This window comes from Brevundimonas sp. SGAir0440, from assembly GCF_005484585.1.
GTDB lineage: Bacteria > Pseudomonadota > Alphaproteobacteria > Caulobacterales > Caulobacteraceae > Brevundimonas.
Window position 1 is genome coordinate 692,725 of the sequence record NZ_CP039435.1, and the last position, 15,635, is coordinate 708,359.

Here is a 15,635-nt window from a genome sequence, read left to right on the forward strand (position 1 = left end):
GCACCTTCGATTAGTTCAATCTATTTAAGCTGCTGCGCATGGACGCGCGATCTTACCCTAAAAGATACCCTAAATACATTTTCCGCTCGAAGGAGCGGCGGATCGCAAATGGTGCCGCATGTTGTTCGAGTTCACACTCATCCCGCCAGGCGATGTGGCCTACAGCTTCGAAAATACCGGTGGCCGTTTGGGCGAAGGCTTGGGTGCTGACATCAAGGCTGTATGTTCGGCACCACCGAAGTTCGCCGGCCGAGTAGCCGCGGTGATCCTGAGTTCGTCTGCGCAGTTTGAAGACCCCAACTTCCTGAAGGCTAAACAGGAACATCAGCCCGTAGGATCGGTGTTTGCCGATAAGAACAACGTGGAAGCTTTGGCCGAAATCCCGGCTGCGCGGTTTCTTCCGCTCATGGCAGCGATCGCAGCGGGCCAGATCGCTTACGTGGCATTCGACGTTGAGGCGTTAAAATCCCGAAGAGCGGACGTCAAAGGCTATTATTTCGAGGGCAAGGCCCAAAGGGCGGCTGGGCTAGCCCATCCCTAAAAGCGTCCGCAAACGCGCTCATGTTCTTGTTGCGTTCTCGTTTAGTCGGAGTCATGGGTCCGGCCTCTGGGTCGGTTGGCGCTGCCGGAGATCGAGATGTCAAAACCGCTGTCTGCTATCAGGCTGGATGATCTAGCTCTGGGGCTTTCCCACCCCAGCCTGACGGCGACGCCCGGGCCCGAGTCGAACGTCGCCTATGTGTCGAAGGAAGAGAACGATCGCCTGGTCAGCGCCGCCTTGGCGCTGGGCATGGGCCAGTTCGACAAGATGACGGCGGACGAAACCCATAGGCTCGCGGCGCGCCTCTCGCGCCGATGAGCCGTGGGCTACAAGAAGCCGGAGAACCGGGGCCTCGGCCATCACCTCAGCGTGGCCCCGCACATGACGGTGTCGCAGCTGCGCCGCGACCACTGGACGATCTCGATTCGGTGCCCGCGATGCCATCTGGATTGCTGGGTGGACCTGTCGGTCGTCATTCGACTGTCGGGGCCACAGGTGAAACTCTGGAACCGCTGGGCGCGCTGCCGGCGCTACGGATGCCCCGGCCGGATGGTCTTCCTGTTCACGCCGCCGGGCGAGCCGAAGGGCGTCTTCTGGCCCATGCACGACTCGCCCGAGGCGCGCGTGAAGGCGACGATCAGCGACGATCCGGAGCTGTGACGCCGTGCTGAACTTCTATCGCGACGACACGACGCCCGACGACATCCGACGCGGCGATCAGTGCGCCCTGGTCTGCCAGTGCGGCAGCAGCGTCATCCCGGCCTGGGCGAAGCTGCCCCAAGCGCAGCGCTTCACGCCTCTGCGGGACATGCGCGCGAGGATGGTCTGCAAGCGATGCGGCAATCGGCGGCCGCAGATCGTCATCCGAGGACACCATGGCAGCGGGGGCCAACTGACGGAGTTATGGCGATGGCCGCCGGCGAACCGGACCTGACGCTGGAGGAGATCGACGCCATCACTGGACTTAAGATCAGAGGCGCCGAACGCACTCTTCAGGAATACCCATCACGTTATCCGCAGGTTGCCGAGAACGCAGCGCAAGCGGCCTGGTAAACAATCTGGAAAGTGAGAGTTTCACGGTTCTGCTGGTCTTTCAAGCATGGAAAAGCCCCCGGTGAAGGGGGCTTTGGGGTCTCTTGTTGTCGTGATCTTTAAGCGTTGATCTCGCCGTACTGCGAGGTAAATGATACCCCGTTCACCTCAACTTGTTTATGGTTGAGAGACCTCATGTAAAAGGGGCTGTGCGATTTCGCCGTGTAGTGGGTGACGAGGCTTTTTCTGGTCACGCCAGGGTTAGTAATCTTTGACCCACCGTGCGCCAGGTCGGCATGCCAGACCAGCACGTCGCCAGCGTGGCCCAGGAACTTAGATCGCTTCTGACCTAGCTGTTCGGCGTCACGGTGCAGGCTATCAAGGAAATCTTCGTGCTGGCCCGGGGAGTGTTCCATCCACTTGCTGATGCCGCCGAAGACGTAGTCCGGCGAGCGATGGCTACCGACGTAATATTCCAGTTCGCCCGTGCCTTCGCTGATGTCTTCCAGCGCCAGCCAGGTAGCGGCCATGGACATCGGATTCCCGTCCACCTTCACGTATGCCGTGTCCTTATGGATCGGCTGTTGAGAGCCCATGGTGAAGCAGAGCTGCTGGAACGCGCGCGCGCGCTCCTCGAAGATGGCTTCAAGGAATTTGACGACTCGGGGCGCTGACGTGGCATACCTCGCGGAGGACAGCCGCAAGTGCGGGTCGAGGAGCTTGGTCGAGCCGTACCGATACTGGTTGTCCACTGGAACGACACGCAACAGTCCGATGTCAACCGAGTAGGACTCAATCTTCAGTCCGTCGACCTTGCCTGCCCAAACGTCTTCGATGTCCCGGTTGAGCCGGTCGAGTAAATCTTTGTCCACAGCCCCAGGGATGATGATGTAGCCATCGCGCTCGAAATCTACGAGCTGCTGCGCCAGCGCGTCATCAACCTCGCCCCTCGATATCTTCCCATCGAGAACATCGCGCCAGCCGTCCCGATCGATCCACATGCCGCCGTATAGGCTATGCGTTGCCCGCTCGGGCGCGGAGTCGGCCCCGGTAGGCCTCAAAACCAAGTCGTCGCCCCCTACTCGAAGCGCCATTTTACGCGCCAGCCCACGCGGGAAGTTGGAAATGTCGATTGAGTACCCAACGTTTCTCTGCAAATCAGAACGATAGAGGTCAGCCAGAACCGAGCCTACATATCGACCGTCGATCTCAACGCGAATCTCCGCAGGCGTACCGCCGCCCGGGGTTTCGGCCCAACCTGAAATTATGTTATCAGTCCATACGTCTACATAACCAACCGTCATTTGCCCCTCCGTGATTTTGGGGGGGTATCTGCCCAAAAGTTGCGGCCTGGTCAAGCGGGGCGTGTGTCAGCAGCAAAACGCGTCATTGGCAAGTTGTTGCCGGCGCTAGTTCTCGGCATCTGACCGCTTGTATAGCGCTCCGGCGGAGCTCTTTTGTATAAGTCGCTTGCCTTGATAGTAGAGCAAAGGCTCGACGCTGGACATAGCGGAACGGCGGGTCAGACCCCACGTTGGTTCACCATGACCATCTTAGCCAACCTTCTCATCAGTGCTGACAGTCTCCTTAAGATATTGACGCACCGAGAGCGCTTCCTCTAGCCAGGTCGCGGCGGCGCAGCTGCTGCTGGACATCGGAATGGCAAGTCCGCCCCGCTCGACATGGCCCAGCGGCAAATCCGCCCCACCGCCGCCCAGCCTCGATCACCCCAAGCCTCGACGGCGTCGTCATGCGCCGTCAGCGCCGCGTCGCTGTCCAGATCGGCCGGTGACAGCTGCGGCTTGGCCTCAACCCGCAGATCGGCACCGGATGGGAAGATCGGCGTCACGTGTTCCCTGCTGGCGCAGGATGACGCAGCCACGGCGAATGCGGCGATCAGAAGGGCGGGTGTCAGGCAGCGTAGCGGTCGCATTGGCGCGTTCCTCTTTGCGGTCGTTGATGGTGGTGATGTCGTTCAGGCGCTCTTCGGCCGCCGTTTCCTTGGCGCCGCCGTCGATGACCAGGACGCGGGTATTCGCTTCGACGCGCTTGACCTCGGACCGGGGCGCGCACGTATTCAGGACCACGACAGCCGCGACGATCAGGACGCCCAGGACGAAGGCGAGGGCGAACAGGGGCGACACGCCCCAGGACGCCAAGCGGCGGATCAGGGCGCTCACAGCCCGACGACCTTCTTGGCTGCCGTCGTCGCGGCGATGCGCGCGTCCAGGCCGTTGGTGCCGCCATTCACCTTCAGCGTCACGCCTTTCACGTCATCTCGCAGCGCCGGAGCGATGCAACCGTGCTTGACGAAGAAGTTGGCGGCAGCTCTGGCGGACGCGACTGGGTCAGTCCGCAGGGTGTCCGGATCATGCTCGTGCCAGGCCTCGCGATAGTTGGCCCGGCCGGTGATTTGCTTCTCGCCGCCACCCCTGAACCGCCAGCCGTCGCCCGGCTCCGTGTTGCCCAGGTTCTTGCGGCCCCACTCGCCTCCGTAGATGATATTGGCGATCGCGTTCTGGTGGGCTGGCCGGCCGGGTGCGCGGCCGAACTTACGGGCATCGGCCTCGCTGATCCGGTGCCGGCCGAACATCTTCAGCAGGCCGTCGACCGAATAGTTCAGGTTCTCTTCGCGAGTGGTGAACCCGGCGCTCTCGACGAACGTCTGACCTAGCCAGTGGGCCAGGACCAGGCCGGAGAATCCATTTGCAGCCGCTGCCGCCTCCAACGCCTCGCGCGTGCCAGCCGTCGCCTTGGGCGCAAACGTGCGGAACCTGTCAGCCGGTATCAGGCTCATGGTCAGTCTCCATTGATGGAAATTTGCGGCAGCGCTCGAACCGGTCAGCCCGAGCGAAGTTTGGTCGAAATGCTGTTTGCTGCCTGTGCCTTGAGAGACGAAGCCCGCCGCTATCGGGAGCTAAAGCGGGCGATCAACTGCCCGCGCACGCTCGCCTTGCTGGACCAGATGGCGACAGATCTTGAGGGCAAGGCGGAAGTGATCGAGGCGAATGCCGCGCGACAAGGACGCGCTGAAAACAGCGGGCGATAAGGGGTAGGTCGAACAGGTTGCAGCTCGTGCTGGACTGCGGCAGGCGGTTCGGCCGATGGCGACATCGGTCGGGCCGCCAACCAGGACAGGGATTCGACAGGATCACCCCTCGCAGCTAAGACGCGGTGTGTATCGCTTCCTGACAATCGATATCACCGGCCGCCGCGCACGGATTGACACGCTTGCCGTCGATGACGACGACGCCGTGCGTCAGGGCGAACTCTATTTCGAAAGTGACGTGACGCTGACTGCGCTGGAGGTGCAGACATCTTCCGGAACCACACTTCGGCACTTCGCGAAAGCGATGGCGGGGTCATCCCAAGCCTCAGCTGGTTAGACCATTGAACCAGATCGTCAGCGCCGCCGCGGCGACCAACACCATAGCCACGCAGATCACCGTCACCTTCAATCCGTGATGCGGCTGGTCTGACAACGGCCGATCCAGCAGGCCCGCCGGCGGCAGTTTCATCGCCGCCTCGGCCGCCCAGTCCTCGCGCCGGATCAGCGTAAACAGCCGGATCGCCATCACGCTCCACGGCGGCGGGCTGCGGTCGCGCTGCACGAAGTCCAAAACGATCATCGAGAAAGCAAGCGAACAGAGGGCACCCAAGGGCAGCAGCGGCGACATATGCTCGACTCTGACGAGGCACCCCGGAAACACGGTCGTCGCCCCCCTGACCATCAGGAAGATGGCGATCAGGAACACGACTAGCCGGAGGAATTAGCTGCCCGAAATCCGGGTGTGATAGGTCGGCCCGAGCAACCGGAACACGACCGTCATCACCCCACCTGCCGACAGGAACAGCATCCCCGTCAGAACGACCAATGCGTGATGCGTCATGACGACGCCTCCTTGCTTTCCACGGCCGCCCGAAGGCCGGCCTTGATGATGCGCCCCACCAGATTGAAGAAGCCGCGCGGGTCGTTGGCGGCCATCCAGCCGATCGCCAGGGCCACGACGCGGAAGTCCAGCACCTTGACCAAGGCGACGATCGACGGCGTCGCCGCCTCGGCCGCCACCGGCCCGGCGAAGACGCCGATGCACAACGACAGCCAGGCCCGCACCCGCGCCTCGCGCGTCGCGCCCTTAGACCCATAGGCCGGGATCATGCCGAGGCCGCCCGCGATCAGGCCGCCACACAGGCCCCAGAACAGCGGCAGTTCACGCGGGTCGAACATCCGCCCCTCCGATAGTCAGGCCGTGTGGAACAGCCGTCGGGCGGCTTGTGGAACCGGGTGGGTCCGCGAGGCGCTTGCCCCTCATGGACATGACCACGATGCTTCTTCTGATGCTGATCGCCGCGACGGTGATTGGCGCCATGGCGCTCAACGCTCGCCAGCACACAGACGGCGAGGCCTGATTATGGAATTGGTCTTGCTTTTTATCGGCGCGCTGGTGCTGGCGGGAGCTTTGTTCGCGGCGTCCAGCCGAATAGAGGGCTGGAGCAAGCCAAACCACTTCACCGACAAAGACGCGGACGGCGAACCAGACGAGCCGAACGGGCCGGCGAAAGGCCTTTAGGCCTCGGCCGGTGTAACAGGGGCCGGCTGGGCATCATCGGCGGGAGGCGCGGGCTGCAAGGCGGCGACGCGGGTTTGGGCCGCCGTCAGGCCGCCTTCGAACGACGCGACGATGCGCTGGAGCATCTGTTTCGTGCCTTCTGCTCCAGGCTGGCCCAACGGGCGGGCCAGATTGTCGGCGATGGCTTCCACCGCGGCCTTGAGCAGGGCTAAGAACGCCTGCCCCTTCGTGCCGGTCAGCAGATCCACGGCGGCCTGCGCGGACGGGAGGCAGGCTGCTTTCGCCAGAGCAGCAGCTTCGGCCATCATGGCTTCGGCCTCAGCCAGCTTTTCGGCGTCGGTTTTTTCGGTCGCCATGATCAGTCCTCACCACGCGGGCGGGCCGGCGACTGCGGGCCGCGCCGGCGGATCGAACCGGCCGATTTCGGCTTGCGGGTCAGGGCGTAGACGGCGAAGCAGACGACAGCGACGACGAACAGGACAGCGAGGATCGCATCCATGGCAGGCTCCTTGGGTTGAGGGGTTATACGTTGTCGGAGAACTCGACGTTGACGTAGACGAGGTCCACGTCGCCGCCCTTGGCCACCAGTCCGACGAACAGGGCGGTCTTGGTTTGGCCGGCCGCCAGCGTCGTGTTGAACACGGGCGTGAAGCCGGTTGAGGGATAGCTGATCGACGTGTCGCCAGAGACGCGGGACCAGGTGCAGGTCGCGCCCGAGGTTCCCGTGTAGCAGGTGACGATAACGTCATTCAGGGCGGTGCTGATCGGCCCAGCGCCTGTGCGCGACCGGCTGATCTGCGTCGGCGTCACCTTGGCCCAGAAGAGCGGGGCAGGAAGGGGGCCGTAGGCGCCCGACTGGTCCTGCCAGAATCCTGCGTTGGCCTTCGTCATCGAGCCCAAGCCAATGTTGCTGGGGCCAGCCCAATGGATCAAATTGTCTGGGCCGAAAGGCGGGCCATTCGCGATCACCCGGCGCGTAGAGCCCCAAACGCCCTGCTGGGTCTGTGACGCGGTGTCGATGACGGTGTTCTCGCCGAAATAGACTTGCTCGGCCTCGAGTGCGATGAAGTTGCCAAAGGCGGAAGACTGCAGGCCAATCCTTGTCGGCTTGCCGCCAGCGGCGTCCGCAACCTTGTACCAACTCGCGATGGCGTGCTGGTTCTCCAGATCGATGATGGCGAGGGACTGGTCGGTGACGGTTGCCGAAATCTCCGCGTCCGTCGTCATGTCGTTGAACGGGGCTGCGACCGTCCCGGTATTGACCATGACCATTCCGGCGTCTGAATAGCCGCCCGATCCGGCGTAGGCGTAAATATCGGCCCGTGCGCGGATCGCATTGGCCGGAGCCACGCTGCCGATGCTCTTGCGTTGTTCGCCAGCACCCGCGATCTCGGCTCCGTTGGCTATGGACTGACCGGGGCCGTCGACCTGCGCCGCCGCGTCGCTGAAGTAGCGAAGACGCACGCCCATCCAGCCGCCGTTCCGCTGGCTCAACAGTGAGGCGCCGACGAAGTAAGTTTCTCCGCCGAAAACTGGAAAAGGCGCACTGAGAGCGGACCAGTTCGCGGCATTCGCTGTGATCACCCGTCCGCGAACCGGGTTCGCCACGCCGACCGCGCCGGCATTCAGCAGCCAGCCCCTGGCGCCATCCGCCAGTCCCCCGTTCGGCACGTGGTTTGGGCGAACGGCCTGTCGTGCGGAGAGCTGGTTGATGGCGTCTGCACGAGCGCCGGCTTCCGTAGCCAGCGCGATTTCCAGATCAATGACGCCTGCCTCTGCCGTTGTTGTGCGAGCCTCTACTTCCTCCAGCGCGGTTGCCGACGCCTTTCCTCGAAGGTCAACCTCGGCTTGATCCAGCCGCCCTACAGCCGCCGAGACTTCGCCGTTCAGCCCCGACAGGTCGACGCTGATCTGCTGCAGGTCCTCGGCGGACGCCTTGCCGGATTCCAGATCAATCAGGGCTTCCTGGTGATCGATCAGGGTGGCGGCGAAGGAAGCGGAGGTCTCGCTGTCCACAAAGGGCGCGGCCTCGCTCCCTGGATTGATCATCGCCAATCCAAAGTCAAAGTAGCCCGCCCCACCCGCGTCTTGAACGATGAATGCCGCACGAACTGCATTGACGGGGTGTGTGATCGCCATCACGAACAGCGGTGCGCCCTCCGGGCCTTTCGCCACCAGAGCGGCAGCGGGCAGGGCGGCGACTGCGCCGAACAGCGCGGTCAAACGCTGGCCTTCGATCGTCTTGGACTCTGCTGGGGTCACGGCGCTCTCACGGGTATGAGCATCCATTGTCCGCCTCGCGATGTCTACGGGTGTCGCTGCCGATCACCAGAGCCAGCCCTATGCCGCAGCGCAGACGTGGTCGGTGGCAGAAACGAAAACGGCCCCGCCGCGAGGAGGAGCCGTCTGATGGGCAAATCGCCCGTTTGCCTGATGTCGCCCAAGTGAAGCCCCGCGTCAAGTTCGGACATCGCCGGCTAGAGATCAGAGCTTCCCTTGAATCGCGAGGGAAGTTGCAATGACGAGCGGATATCCGGCTCCCAGAAGGAACGCCACCATGGATGTGATGGCGCATCCTGCAGCAAACTTCCTCGACTCCTTGGCGGCTAGAGTCTCGGTATTGACCGCCCCTTCATCAACTTTGCCTTCCTCGCCAATCTGTCGCCACGTGTTGTTTGCCGCTTCGTAGCGCCCTTCGCTTTCATCATGTCGCCAAGCAGCACCCAGCGCGCCCATCGCCATAAAGCCCGCAGCGACACCAAGTAGGAACGGCCACATAGACGGCAGCAGGCGGTAAAGCGCGAGCGCGTTTTCGGTCGGCGCGACAATAGCTGCGCAGCCAAGCAGCGCGGCTCCATTGCCGAGGCAGAGGGTGGTTACCCACTTCTTCGAGACTTCGTCGGCATGCGACGCTGCGCTGGCTATGTTGGCCTCCAGCAGCTTCTTGTAACCCTCTGTCTCGGTCATCTTTTACCCCAGCCCATACACAATAGCGCAGGTGTCAAGCGCAAACGTCAAGTCGTCCTTAGTCCGGCTACGGGCGCGGCTTCCGGACACTAGTTCGTTGATCATGAAGCCTTGGCCCGCAATCAGGTTAAGGGCTGTGATGGACCGGAGGGCGGGATGTTCTCGCGGAAGGAGGGGGAGCATTCCTTTAGCCCCAGGCTTCGTGTCTACGCCGCAGATCATCCGATAGATGCACATAATCCGATCGATCGCCTCGGCACGCTTATCGCTCCAGTTTTCACCGCCGTGAGGGACGATCTCTTTCGACGGGTCCAACTGGCGCGGCGTCATCTCTTTCTCCGGGTCCATCTTCTCATAGTCGATGCGGAAGCGTTGACCGGCGTCATGTTGCGTCTTTGTGATCGCCTTGCGTGCGAACAGGAAGTCCAAACCATCTTTCGCGATACGCGCCACACCAGCCGCACCCTCGATCTCGGATTGGTCGATGATCACGCCGCGTAGCGCTTCCAAGCTGCGCCGTTCGTCCAGCGCTGCGTCCACCTGGTCCGCAGTCAGCCTGACGTCGATCTCTTACTGAAGCGCTTCCAGCATCCGATGGCCCAGCCGCTGATCTGCCAGGTCGTCCGAGGCAATCCGGTCTTCCGCAAGCCGCATGCGGTACTGCTGGTTCTCGGTCAGCCTGACGCCGCGGATCGTCACCGGCGCGGTGTTGTCATTGACGTGGTTGTCGTTGGCGCCGACGTTCCCCGGCGTGGGGCGCTTCCATGATCCCGGCGCCGACGGCTGGGCATAGCGTTTCCGGTCGCGCTTCTTCGCACGGTCAGATTTGCTCATCGCGAGCCTCCATGGCTCGAAGCTGCGCCATCGCCGCGTTAGCCAAGGCGATGTCGCCCCAATAATTGGCGCGGATTACGATGAGGACGAGTTCAGCTTCGGTCATTCGATCCAGCCTCGGCCGCGAAGGTGATCGCGGTTCATGATCGGACGCTCGTCCTCAGCTACGCGATACGGCTCCGATAACAGGCCATAGGTCAGCCCGATGATGGTTTCGATCTGGCGATCGGTGCGGCCGGCGGTGCGCAGGCGCTTGACCTCGTCGGCTTGGTTCTGGGTGATGCGGGCGATGCTCATACCCAGGTCGCCCGGCTCGGGCTAAACGACAGGGCGGAAGGCGGCATTGGCGGCCGGTCGAAGTTTGAACGATTGTCTGCGAGAAGCGGCACGGTTTCGATCCATCGGCGCACGTCCGCTGCCCAAGCAACGATCTCGCCGTATCTGTCGATGATTTTGACGCTGACCTTCAGGCTGGCGTGAACCTCCTTCGCTTTCGCCAGCACTTCGGCGGCCGTGGGCGCGAATGTGGCCGTCAGGAGATCTCGTTGCAGGTCTTAGCGACCGCCGCTGGTGGCAGCTGCAGTTGCTCCAGCGCCTCTATCAGCGCCTCCATGTAGAACTCCGGGCTGTGGGGCCGAACGTTGCGACCAACGCCGCCACGCTGCGAGACCGAAGCTACCCGTCAGACTGGCGCGCGATGCTGGACGGCTTCCTGTCAGTTCACGACGGCGGCCGGGATGCGGTGCGCGCCGCTTATGACGCGCGGCTTCTGGCAAGCGATCTAGTCGACGTCGTCCTCGATCCTCGTGACGGAATCAAGCAGCCGGTCCTGTTGTTCCGCACCATTCACGGCACCGGCATCCAGGCGCGACCCGGCGAGGTCTGGAAGTGGGAGAAGGTCAAATGACCCCGGCCGTGTTCGAACACCCCGGCGTCCGCGCGTTCGAAGTCCGCGGCGAAGGCATGGCGCCGACGGTGCGGGCCGGCGACTTCCTGATGGTTCGCCACGCCCACGGCTATGACGGGGAGGGCGTCTACATCCTCGACTTCATCGGCGACGGCGGCGCGCCCTATCGGGCTGAACGCGTCCCGGTCATGGGCCGGCGCGAGGTCAGGATCCACCACGACAACCCGGCCTACAGCCGTCACGTCATCGGCCTGGACGAGTTCAACAACGTCTGCCGCGCCAAGGTCGTGGCCGAGCTGCGGATGAAGGTGTCGCGCTGCGAGCTGAAGGAGTTGGCGGCATGAGACTTGTAGCGATCATTCGAGTTGCTTGGCTCAGATACCGAATCCGGCGCAACACCGCCGCTGCTGCTTCACGGATGTCGAAGCTGGGCGACGTCATGGAACTGAAGGCCATGATCGGGACGCGCTGGGAATACCGAGCAGTCGATGCTGCGGTCCGGATCGTGCATGAAACGCTTGAAGACCAGCGCTTCAATGGGCCCTGGCGGCCTGATCATCGCCGGGTAGCCCTACAAGTCATCCGCGAGCTGTTCGACGCGACTTTCCCTCCGGGGTTCGTCAGCGACGTGTTCGAGATGGTCGAGATGATGGAGCCTGCTCGATGATCATCCATCGCTTGCGTGAAATCCAGAAGTCGCCCCATCAGACGACCCATCAGCAGCTTGATGCCCTGTTTCCGGCAGAGATCGTGGAGGAAGTGCTGCGATGACCAGGGCCGCCAACTGCAACGAGCCGCGCCGAAAGAAGGCCTGTGACCTCCCACCTGGCTCCAAGCTGGCCTACACCGTCGACGAGGCCGGCTCAGCCATGGGCGTCAGCAGGACCACCGTCTTCGACATGATCCGAAACGGCGAGGTCATTGCTAAAAAGCTGCGTGGTCGCACGATCATCACCCGCGATGAACTGCAGCGGGTCATCGACGAGGCGCCACCGGCTCGCGCGGCTTAAAGGTCGTGCAGCCCCGGGTATTGAAGCTCAAGCTCCCAGCGACGCCGATGGAATGTCGCCTGGGCGCAACCGATGCCGGCTTCAGCACAGAGCTTTATCACCTCGTCCCGATATAGAGGGTTCATGGCAGCGCCCAGGATCACCCGTGAAACGACGCCCTGCGGAAGCGTCTTCAGCCCCTCCGGCTCGTGCATCACCGCCCGCCATTCGGCTTCATATTCCCAGACCGACGACTTCGGTAGAGCGCCTTCACCACCTTGGCGTCGCCGGTGTCGAACAGGACATCGACCACCGGCCGCTCCTGATCATAGTGGACGGGGAGCGACGTCGTGACGACGCTCTCAGGCTCCCAGCGATTTAGCTCGATGCAGACCCCTGCATGGGCTTGCGCGTAGTGCGACCACATCAGCAGGCTATCCCACTTTTCAGACATCGAGAGCGCGCAGGTATTGCTCAGGGTCTGCTGCAGCCCGGCTTCGAGCAAATCAGTGAGCTCGCCTGTGTCTTTCATCGCGGACACTTCCTTCGCTCGTTTCCGTCGCTCCTTCCCCCGATCCGAGGCCAGACTCATAGAACGACGCTGAGAGGGCGCGCCGCCTTTGGTCAGGCCTGCCAGCGATGACTGGTGCCGGGAAGCAGTCGAACGGGTCGTTGAAGCTGAGGGGGGTGGCGAACCAGATGCGGTTCCTGATCAAGATGTCCCGAAGCTTGGCGATGTCGTCCTGAGAGGATGCGCCCCTGCATTTGTAGAGCACAAGCGGCTCCTTCAGGACGGCGCGATCGACAAGCGCCTGCAACACACCTGAGTCGAACGTCGTCACGCCGGGCGCCGCATCTCGACCACCGTCGCGGATTTGGGACGGTCCAGGTAGCCCGCCCAAGCATCCATCAGCTTGATGTGCTTCTGGAAGGCATCGCCGCGCCGGTAGGCGCGCTCCGTCTCGTCCCCGACCCTGTGCGCCAGCGCCGCCTCGGCGACGGAGTCCGCGAAGGCCGTGCATTCCTCGGCCCAATCCCTGAAGGTCGAGCGGAAGCCGTGGACGCTGTAGGCGTCGTCACCCATGCGCTCCAGCAGCGCGGACATCGCCGCCGTCGATAGGGCCGCGCCGTCAGCCTTGGCGAAGATGAAATCCGCCTTCGGCATTTCCTCCATCGGCTCCGTCACGATCTGGACGGCGCGATCGGTCAGCGGCACCCGGTGCGCGACCTTCATCTTCATGCGGTCCGCTGGGACGTTCCAGACCTTGTTGACCAGATCCACCTCACCCGGCCGGGCGAAGATTTTCTCGCTCGTCCGGGCGGCCGTCAGGATCGTGAACTCCAGAGCGCGCGCGGCGAGCGCCGGCCGGGCGCGCAGGCGAGCCATGAAGTCGGCCGCCGCTTCATAGGGCATGGCTGGGTGATGGCCCTGTGTCAGCCGTTGGCGCTTCGGCAGCAGCAGGGACAGGTGGCCCTTCCAGCGCGCCGGGTTCTCGCCCTTGCGCAGGCCCTTGGCCTTGGCGGCGTCCAGCACCCGCTCAATCCGTCCGCGCGTGCGCGATGCGGTTTCCGGCTTCACCGACCAAATCTGCTTCAGCACGTCCAGCACGTCCTCGGTCGAGACGGCATCAACGGCGAGCGGCCGAAGAGCGGCGGCCTCGACGGTTAGGCTCTGCTTCCACTGGTAGAGGTGCTCCGCGTTCTTCCACTCCGGCGCCAACGCCTTCAGCAGATCATCCGCCACGTCGCCGAAGGTCACGCCCTCGACCTGGGCCGCCTTCTTCGCCTCGATGGGATTGACGCCCTTAGCGACCTGGCGCCGGGCTTCCTCGGCGATCTCTCGCGCCTCGGCCAGCGACGTGACCGCCAGACCACCAAGACCCATCTGCTTGCGCGCCCCGCGCCACTGAAACAGGAAGGTCCAGCGCTTGCCGACGCCGCTCTTATCGACCTCCAGATACAGACCACCGCCATCGGCATGAAGGCCGGGCTGTTTCGTCGTGGTGACGAAGCGGTGTGTAAGACGGTTGGTCGGTCGCGTCATAAGTAGAACGTAGCATGAACTCGCGTTCTTGGCGCGTTCTGCCTTACCCTAAAAGTTACCCTAAAAGCGGACGCGGCTTGAGCCGCACCACTACGGACACTTACGGACGACCCGGTGCGCATCGTCAATGGTGGCGGGCATCTTCTGGACTGATGTGAACCCTCGCGAATACAGGTCGGTATTCCCTCGGCTCCACCAGGCGCTCCTGATCAGACTCGAGGTATAAGCCGCCCGTCCGGCCGCCGCCTCAGTTGCCGCGGTAGGTGCTGTAGCCGTAGGGGCTGACGACGACGGGGACGTGGTAGTGGATGCTGGGGTCGCGGACCTGGAACACGACGTCGATCTCGGGGAAAAAGGGCTGGGCGTCCTTGTCGCCGTATTGCGACATGTCGAAGGTCAGCTTGTAGGTCGCCGCCTGGGTCGTGACCTTATCGCCGAACGAGCGGACGCGACCGTTCTCGTCGGTGCGCGCGGTCGCCAGTTGCCGCCAACCGCCGTCGACGTCCTTGATCGCCAGGGTGACGGGCACGTCGCGGCCGCCGACGCCGCGCGCCAGATCCAGGACGTGGGTCGAAATGGTCTCGGCCGAGGCCGATCCTGCGGAGATTAGAAAGGCCGGCAGGGCGGCGAGCGCTGCAATACGCATGGATTGCCCTTGAAGATGGCGACGGGGCGGCGTGAGGCGGGCGATCAGTGTTGGGTCGGCCGGACCAGGGTCAGGTCATAGCCCAAGGCGCGGGTGCGGTTCAGGATGGTCTCGCGGGTCTGGGGCGAAGGTTGCGCGGTGCGGCTGAGCAGCCAGAGGTAGCGACCCGTCGGCTCGCCGACGATGGACCAGGAATAGTCGTCGGCGTGGTCCAGTACCCAATAGTCGCCGACGTAGAAGGGGCCGAAGAAGGACACCTTCAGCTTGGCGTTGTCGCTGCCCTGGACGATCTTCGCCTTGCCCGCGGAGGTCTTTTCCGGGCCGTCGACCGCACCCTGTCGGCAGGTGTTCAGCACCCCGACCAGACCGTCGTCGCGCACCGTATATTGGGCCGTCACGCCTTCGCAGCCGCGCTCGAACCCGTTCTCGTAGCGCCCGATTTCATACCACAGCCCGGCGTAGCGGTTCAGGTCGACCGGCTTTGCGGGCTGGGGCACGGCGGCGTTGCCGACGGGGCCGCGTTGCAGGGTGGCGCAGGCGCCCAGCGCCAGGGCGGCGCCGGCGATCAGGGCGATGGAAGCGATGCGAGCGATTTTCATGGCCGCAGAACGATGATGAGGGCGCCCGGTTCCGGACATGCCGGCGATGCGGTCACCTCAGGGCGATGTAGCCTCGTTCGATGATGCGGCGCAGCGCCTCATAGGCTTCGGCCAGCTCGTCATAGGCGGTGCGGGCGGCGGTCAGGCGGGCGACCTGATCGGGCGTGACGGCCGAGCCGGAGTGGGCCAGACGCAGCGATTCCGCCACCCATTTGGCGCGGGCCGTCGCCGTCATGACCGCCAGCTTTTGCAGCGATGCGGCGTCCACCCCGTTCAGGGCATGACCGATCACCTCCTTGTTGGCGACGTAGGCGGCGTAGTCGATCTGCTCCAGTTGGCCGCGTAGGCGACGCTGCTCGTGCGGATCGGTGTCCTGCGGTTCGAAATGATCGCTGTGGCGGCGGATGCTGGAGGTCATCTTGGTCGGCATGGGCGGGCCCTTCCCGGCCTGTCCAAACGGGTGCTGGCGGCCGCTCGGATACGAAGGTGCGCCGCGTCGGTTAAC

At 63.6% G+C, this 15,635-nt stretch carries 28 protein-coding genes; 11 read left to right on the forward strand and 17 right to left on the reverse strand.

Annotation, left to right across the window (positions count from 1 at the left end):
• The first annotated feature begins 118 nt into the window (after positions 1 to 118).
• The 4 genes from E7T10_RS03320 to E7T10_RS15655 all read left to right on the forward strand — a co-directional run bounded on the left by E7T10_RS03320 (position 119) and on the right by E7T10_RS15655 (position 1,594).
• Positions 119 to 541, forward strand: coding sequence for a hypothetical protein (locus E7T10_RS03320; RefSeq protein ID WP_137720719.1), 423 nt, complete (start codon positions 119 to 121; stop codon positions 539 to 541).
• Between the two features lie 96 nt (positions 542 to 637).
• Positions 638 to 859, forward strand: coding sequence for a hypothetical protein (locus E7T10_RS03325; RefSeq protein WP_137720720.1), 222 nt, complete (start codon positions 638 to 640; stop codon positions 857 to 859).
• 3 nt (positions 860 to 862) lie between these two features.
• Entirely contained in the window at positions 863 to 1,201 is a 339-nt protein-coding gene (locus E7T10_RS03330) for a hypothetical protein (RefSeq protein ID WP_137720721.1), read from the forward strand.
• Between the two features lie 249 nt (positions 1,202 to 1,450).
• Positions 1,451 to 1,594 (forward strand): hypothetical protein, encoded by a 144-nt coding sequence (locus tag E7T10_RS15655; RefSeq protein WP_168189876.1) that lies wholly within the window; start codon positions 1,451 to 1,453, stop codon positions 1,592 to 1,594.
• 98 nt (positions 1,595 to 1,692) lie between these two features.
• Here E7T10_RS15655 and E7T10_RS03335 read toward each other — a convergent pair whose 3' ends face one another.
• The 3 genes from E7T10_RS03335 to E7T10_RS03345 form a co-directional block, all read right to left on the reverse strand.
• Complete coding sequence (locus E7T10_RS03335) at positions 1,693 to 2,877, reverse strand: phytanoyl-CoA dioxygenase family protein (RefSeq protein WP_137720722.1); 1,185 nt, start codon at positions 2,875 to 2,877, stop codon at positions 1,693 to 1,695.
• A gap of 504 nt (positions 2,878 to 3,381) precedes the next feature.
• Positions 3,382 to 3,753, reverse strand: a complete 372-nt coding sequence (locus tag E7T10_RS03340) for a hypothetical protein (RefSeq protein ID WP_137720723.1) — start codon at positions 3,751 to 3,753, stop codon at positions 3,382 to 3,384.
• Positions 3,750 to 4,370, reverse strand: coding sequence for a glycoside hydrolase family 19 protein (locus tag E7T10_RS03345; RefSeq protein ID WP_137720724.1), 621 nt, complete (start codon positions 4,368 to 4,370; stop codon positions 3,750 to 3,752). The genes E7T10_RS03340 and E7T10_RS03345 overlap by 4 nt, the downstream gene beginning before the upstream one ends.
• A 60-nt stretch (positions 4,371 to 4,430) precedes the next feature.
• Between E7T10_RS03345 and E7T10_RS03350 the strand changes: the two genes are divergently transcribed.
• Both E7T10_RS03350 and E7T10_RS03355 read left to right on the forward strand, forming a co-directional pair.
• Complete coding sequence (locus E7T10_RS03350) at positions 4,431 to 4,622, forward strand: hypothetical protein (protein WP_137720725.1); 192 nt, start codon at positions 4,431 to 4,433, stop codon at positions 4,620 to 4,622.
• A gap of 127 nt (positions 4,623 to 4,749) precedes the next feature.
• A complete protein-coding gene (locus tag E7T10_RS03355; protein WP_137720726.1) occupies positions 4,750 to 4,959 on the forward strand; it encodes a hypothetical protein in 210 nt (69 codons plus the stop codon).
• On the opposite strand, the gene E7T10_RS03360 is transcribed toward E7T10_RS03355, so the two are convergent.
• The gene (locus E7T10_RS03360) at positions 4,948 to 5,328 is read right to left on the reverse strand and encodes a hypothetical protein (protein WP_137720727.1); all 381 of its coding nucleotides are present in this window, start codon (positions 5,326 to 5,328) and stop codon (positions 4,948 to 4,950) included. The genes E7T10_RS03355 and E7T10_RS03360 overlap by 12 nt on opposite strands.
• Before the next feature lie 131 nt (positions 5,329 to 5,459).
• Positions 5,460 to 5,801, reverse strand: coding sequence for a hypothetical protein (locus E7T10_RS03365; protein ID WP_137720728.1), 342 nt, complete (start codon positions 5,799 to 5,801; stop codon positions 5,460 to 5,462).
• Between the two features lie 184 nt (positions 5,802 to 5,985).
• Between E7T10_RS03365 and E7T10_RS15660 the strand changes: the two genes are divergently transcribed.
• Positions 5,986 to 6,144 carry a hypothetical protein gene (locus E7T10_RS15660; RefSeq protein ID WP_168189877.1) on the forward strand — a complete coding sequence of 53 codons (159 nt, stop codon included), beginning with the start codon at positions 5,986 to 5,988 and terminating at the stop codon, positions 6,142 to 6,144.
• On the opposite strand, the gene E7T10_RS03370 is transcribed toward E7T10_RS15660, so the two are convergent.
• The 7 genes from E7T10_RS03370 to E7T10_RS03395 form a co-directional block, all read right to left on the reverse strand.
• Positions 6,141 to 6,500, reverse strand: a complete 360-nt coding sequence (locus E7T10_RS03370; protein WP_137720729.1) for a hypothetical protein — start codon at positions 6,498 to 6,500, stop codon at positions 6,141 to 6,143. The two genes, E7T10_RS15660 and E7T10_RS03370, sit on opposite strands and share 4 nt — an antisense overlap.
• A 2-nt stretch (positions 6,501 to 6,502) precedes the next feature.
• Entirely contained in the window at positions 6,503 to 6,643 is a 141-nt protein-coding gene (locus tag E7T10_RS15665) for a hypothetical protein (protein ID WP_168189878.1), read from the reverse strand.
• Positions 6,644 to 6,666: 23 nt separating this feature from the next.
• A complete protein-coding gene (locus tag E7T10_RS03375; protein WP_137720730.1) occupies positions 6,667 to 8,433 on the reverse strand; it encodes a hypothetical protein in 1,767 nt (588 codons plus the stop codon).
• Between the two features lie 195 nt (positions 8,434 to 8,628).
• Entirely contained in the window at positions 8,629 to 9,111 is a 483-nt protein-coding gene (locus E7T10_RS03380) for a hypothetical protein (protein WP_137720731.1), read from the reverse strand.
• 3 nt (positions 9,112 to 9,114) lie between these two features.
• Entirely contained in the window at positions 9,115 to 9,651 is a 537-nt protein-coding gene (locus E7T10_RS03385) for a hypothetical protein (RefSeq protein ID WP_137720732.1), read from the reverse strand.
• 30 nt (positions 9,652 to 9,681) lie between these two features.
• Positions 9,682 to 9,945 carry a hypothetical protein gene (locus tag E7T10_RS03390; protein WP_137720733.1) on the reverse strand — a complete coding sequence of 88 codons (264 nt, stop codon included), beginning with the start codon at positions 9,943 to 9,945 and terminating at the stop codon, positions 9,682 to 9,684.
• A 102-nt stretch (positions 9,946 to 10,047) separates the two neighbouring features.
• Positions 10,048 to 10,242, reverse strand: a complete 195-nt coding sequence (locus tag E7T10_RS03395; RefSeq protein WP_137720734.1) for a hypothetical protein — start codon at positions 10,240 to 10,242, stop codon at positions 10,048 to 10,050.
• A gap of 400 nt (positions 10,243 to 10,642) precedes the next feature.
• On the opposite strand from E7T10_RS03395, the gene E7T10_RS03400 reads away from it, so the two are divergent.
• The 4 genes from E7T10_RS03400 to E7T10_RS03415 all read left to right on the forward strand — a co-directional run bounded on the left by E7T10_RS03400 (position 10,643) and on the right by E7T10_RS03415 (position 11,862).
• Complete coding sequence (locus tag E7T10_RS03400; protein ID WP_137720735.1) at positions 10,643 to 10,852, forward strand: hypothetical protein; 210 nt, start codon at positions 10,643 to 10,645, stop codon at positions 10,850 to 10,852.
• Positions 10,849 to 11,196, forward strand: coding sequence for a S24 family peptidase (locus E7T10_RS03405; protein WP_137720736.1), 348 nt, complete (start codon positions 10,849 to 10,851; stop codon positions 11,194 to 11,196). The genes E7T10_RS03400 and E7T10_RS03405 overlap by 4 nt, the downstream gene beginning before the upstream one ends.
• Positions 11,193 to 11,519: a hypothetical protein gene (locus E7T10_RS03410; protein ID WP_137720737.1), complete on the forward strand. Its 327-nt coding sequence runs from the start codon at positions 11,193 to 11,195 to the stop codon at positions 11,517 to 11,519. The genes E7T10_RS03405 and E7T10_RS03410 overlap by 4 nt, the downstream gene beginning before the upstream one ends.
• Positions 11,520 to 11,619: 100 nt before the next feature.
• Positions 11,620 to 11,862, forward strand: a complete 243-nt coding sequence (locus E7T10_RS03415; protein ID WP_137720738.1) for a helix-turn-helix domain-containing protein — start codon at positions 11,620 to 11,622, stop codon at positions 11,860 to 11,862.
• Positions 11,863 to 12,055: 193 nt separating this feature from the next.
• Here E7T10_RS03415 and E7T10_RS03420 read toward each other — a convergent pair whose 3' ends face one another.
• From E7T10_RS03420 to E7T10_RS03440, 5 genes are all read right to left on the reverse strand, one after another.
• Entirely contained in the window at positions 12,056 to 12,373 is a 318-nt protein-coding gene (locus E7T10_RS03420; RefSeq protein WP_137720739.1) for a DUF2971 domain-containing protein, read from the reverse strand.
• Positions 12,374 to 12,679: 306 nt separating this feature from the next.
• Positions 12,680 to 13,885, reverse strand: coding sequence for a site-specific integrase (locus E7T10_RS03425; RefSeq protein ID WP_137720740.1), 1,206 nt, complete (start codon positions 13,883 to 13,885; stop codon positions 12,680 to 12,682).
• Positions 13,886 to 14,132: 247 nt separating this feature from the next.
• Entirely contained in the window at positions 14,133 to 14,531 is a 399-nt protein-coding gene (gene uraH, locus E7T10_RS03430) for a hydroxyisourate hydrolase (RefSeq protein WP_137720741.1), read from the reverse strand.
• 44 nt (positions 14,532 to 14,575) lie between these two features.
• The gene (locus tag E7T10_RS03435) at positions 14,576 to 15,130 is read right to left on the reverse strand and encodes a lipocalin family protein (protein WP_137720742.1); all 555 of its coding nucleotides are present in this window, start codon (positions 15,128 to 15,130) and stop codon (positions 14,576 to 14,578) included.
• Between the two features lie 52 nt (positions 15,131 to 15,182).
• On the reverse strand, positions 15,183 to 15,560 hold the full coding sequence (locus tag E7T10_RS03440; RefSeq protein WP_137720743.1) for a hypothetical protein: 378 nt from the start codon (positions 15,558 to 15,560) through the stop codon (positions 15,183 to 15,185).
• Positions 15,561 to 15,635 lie beyond the last annotated feature (75 nt).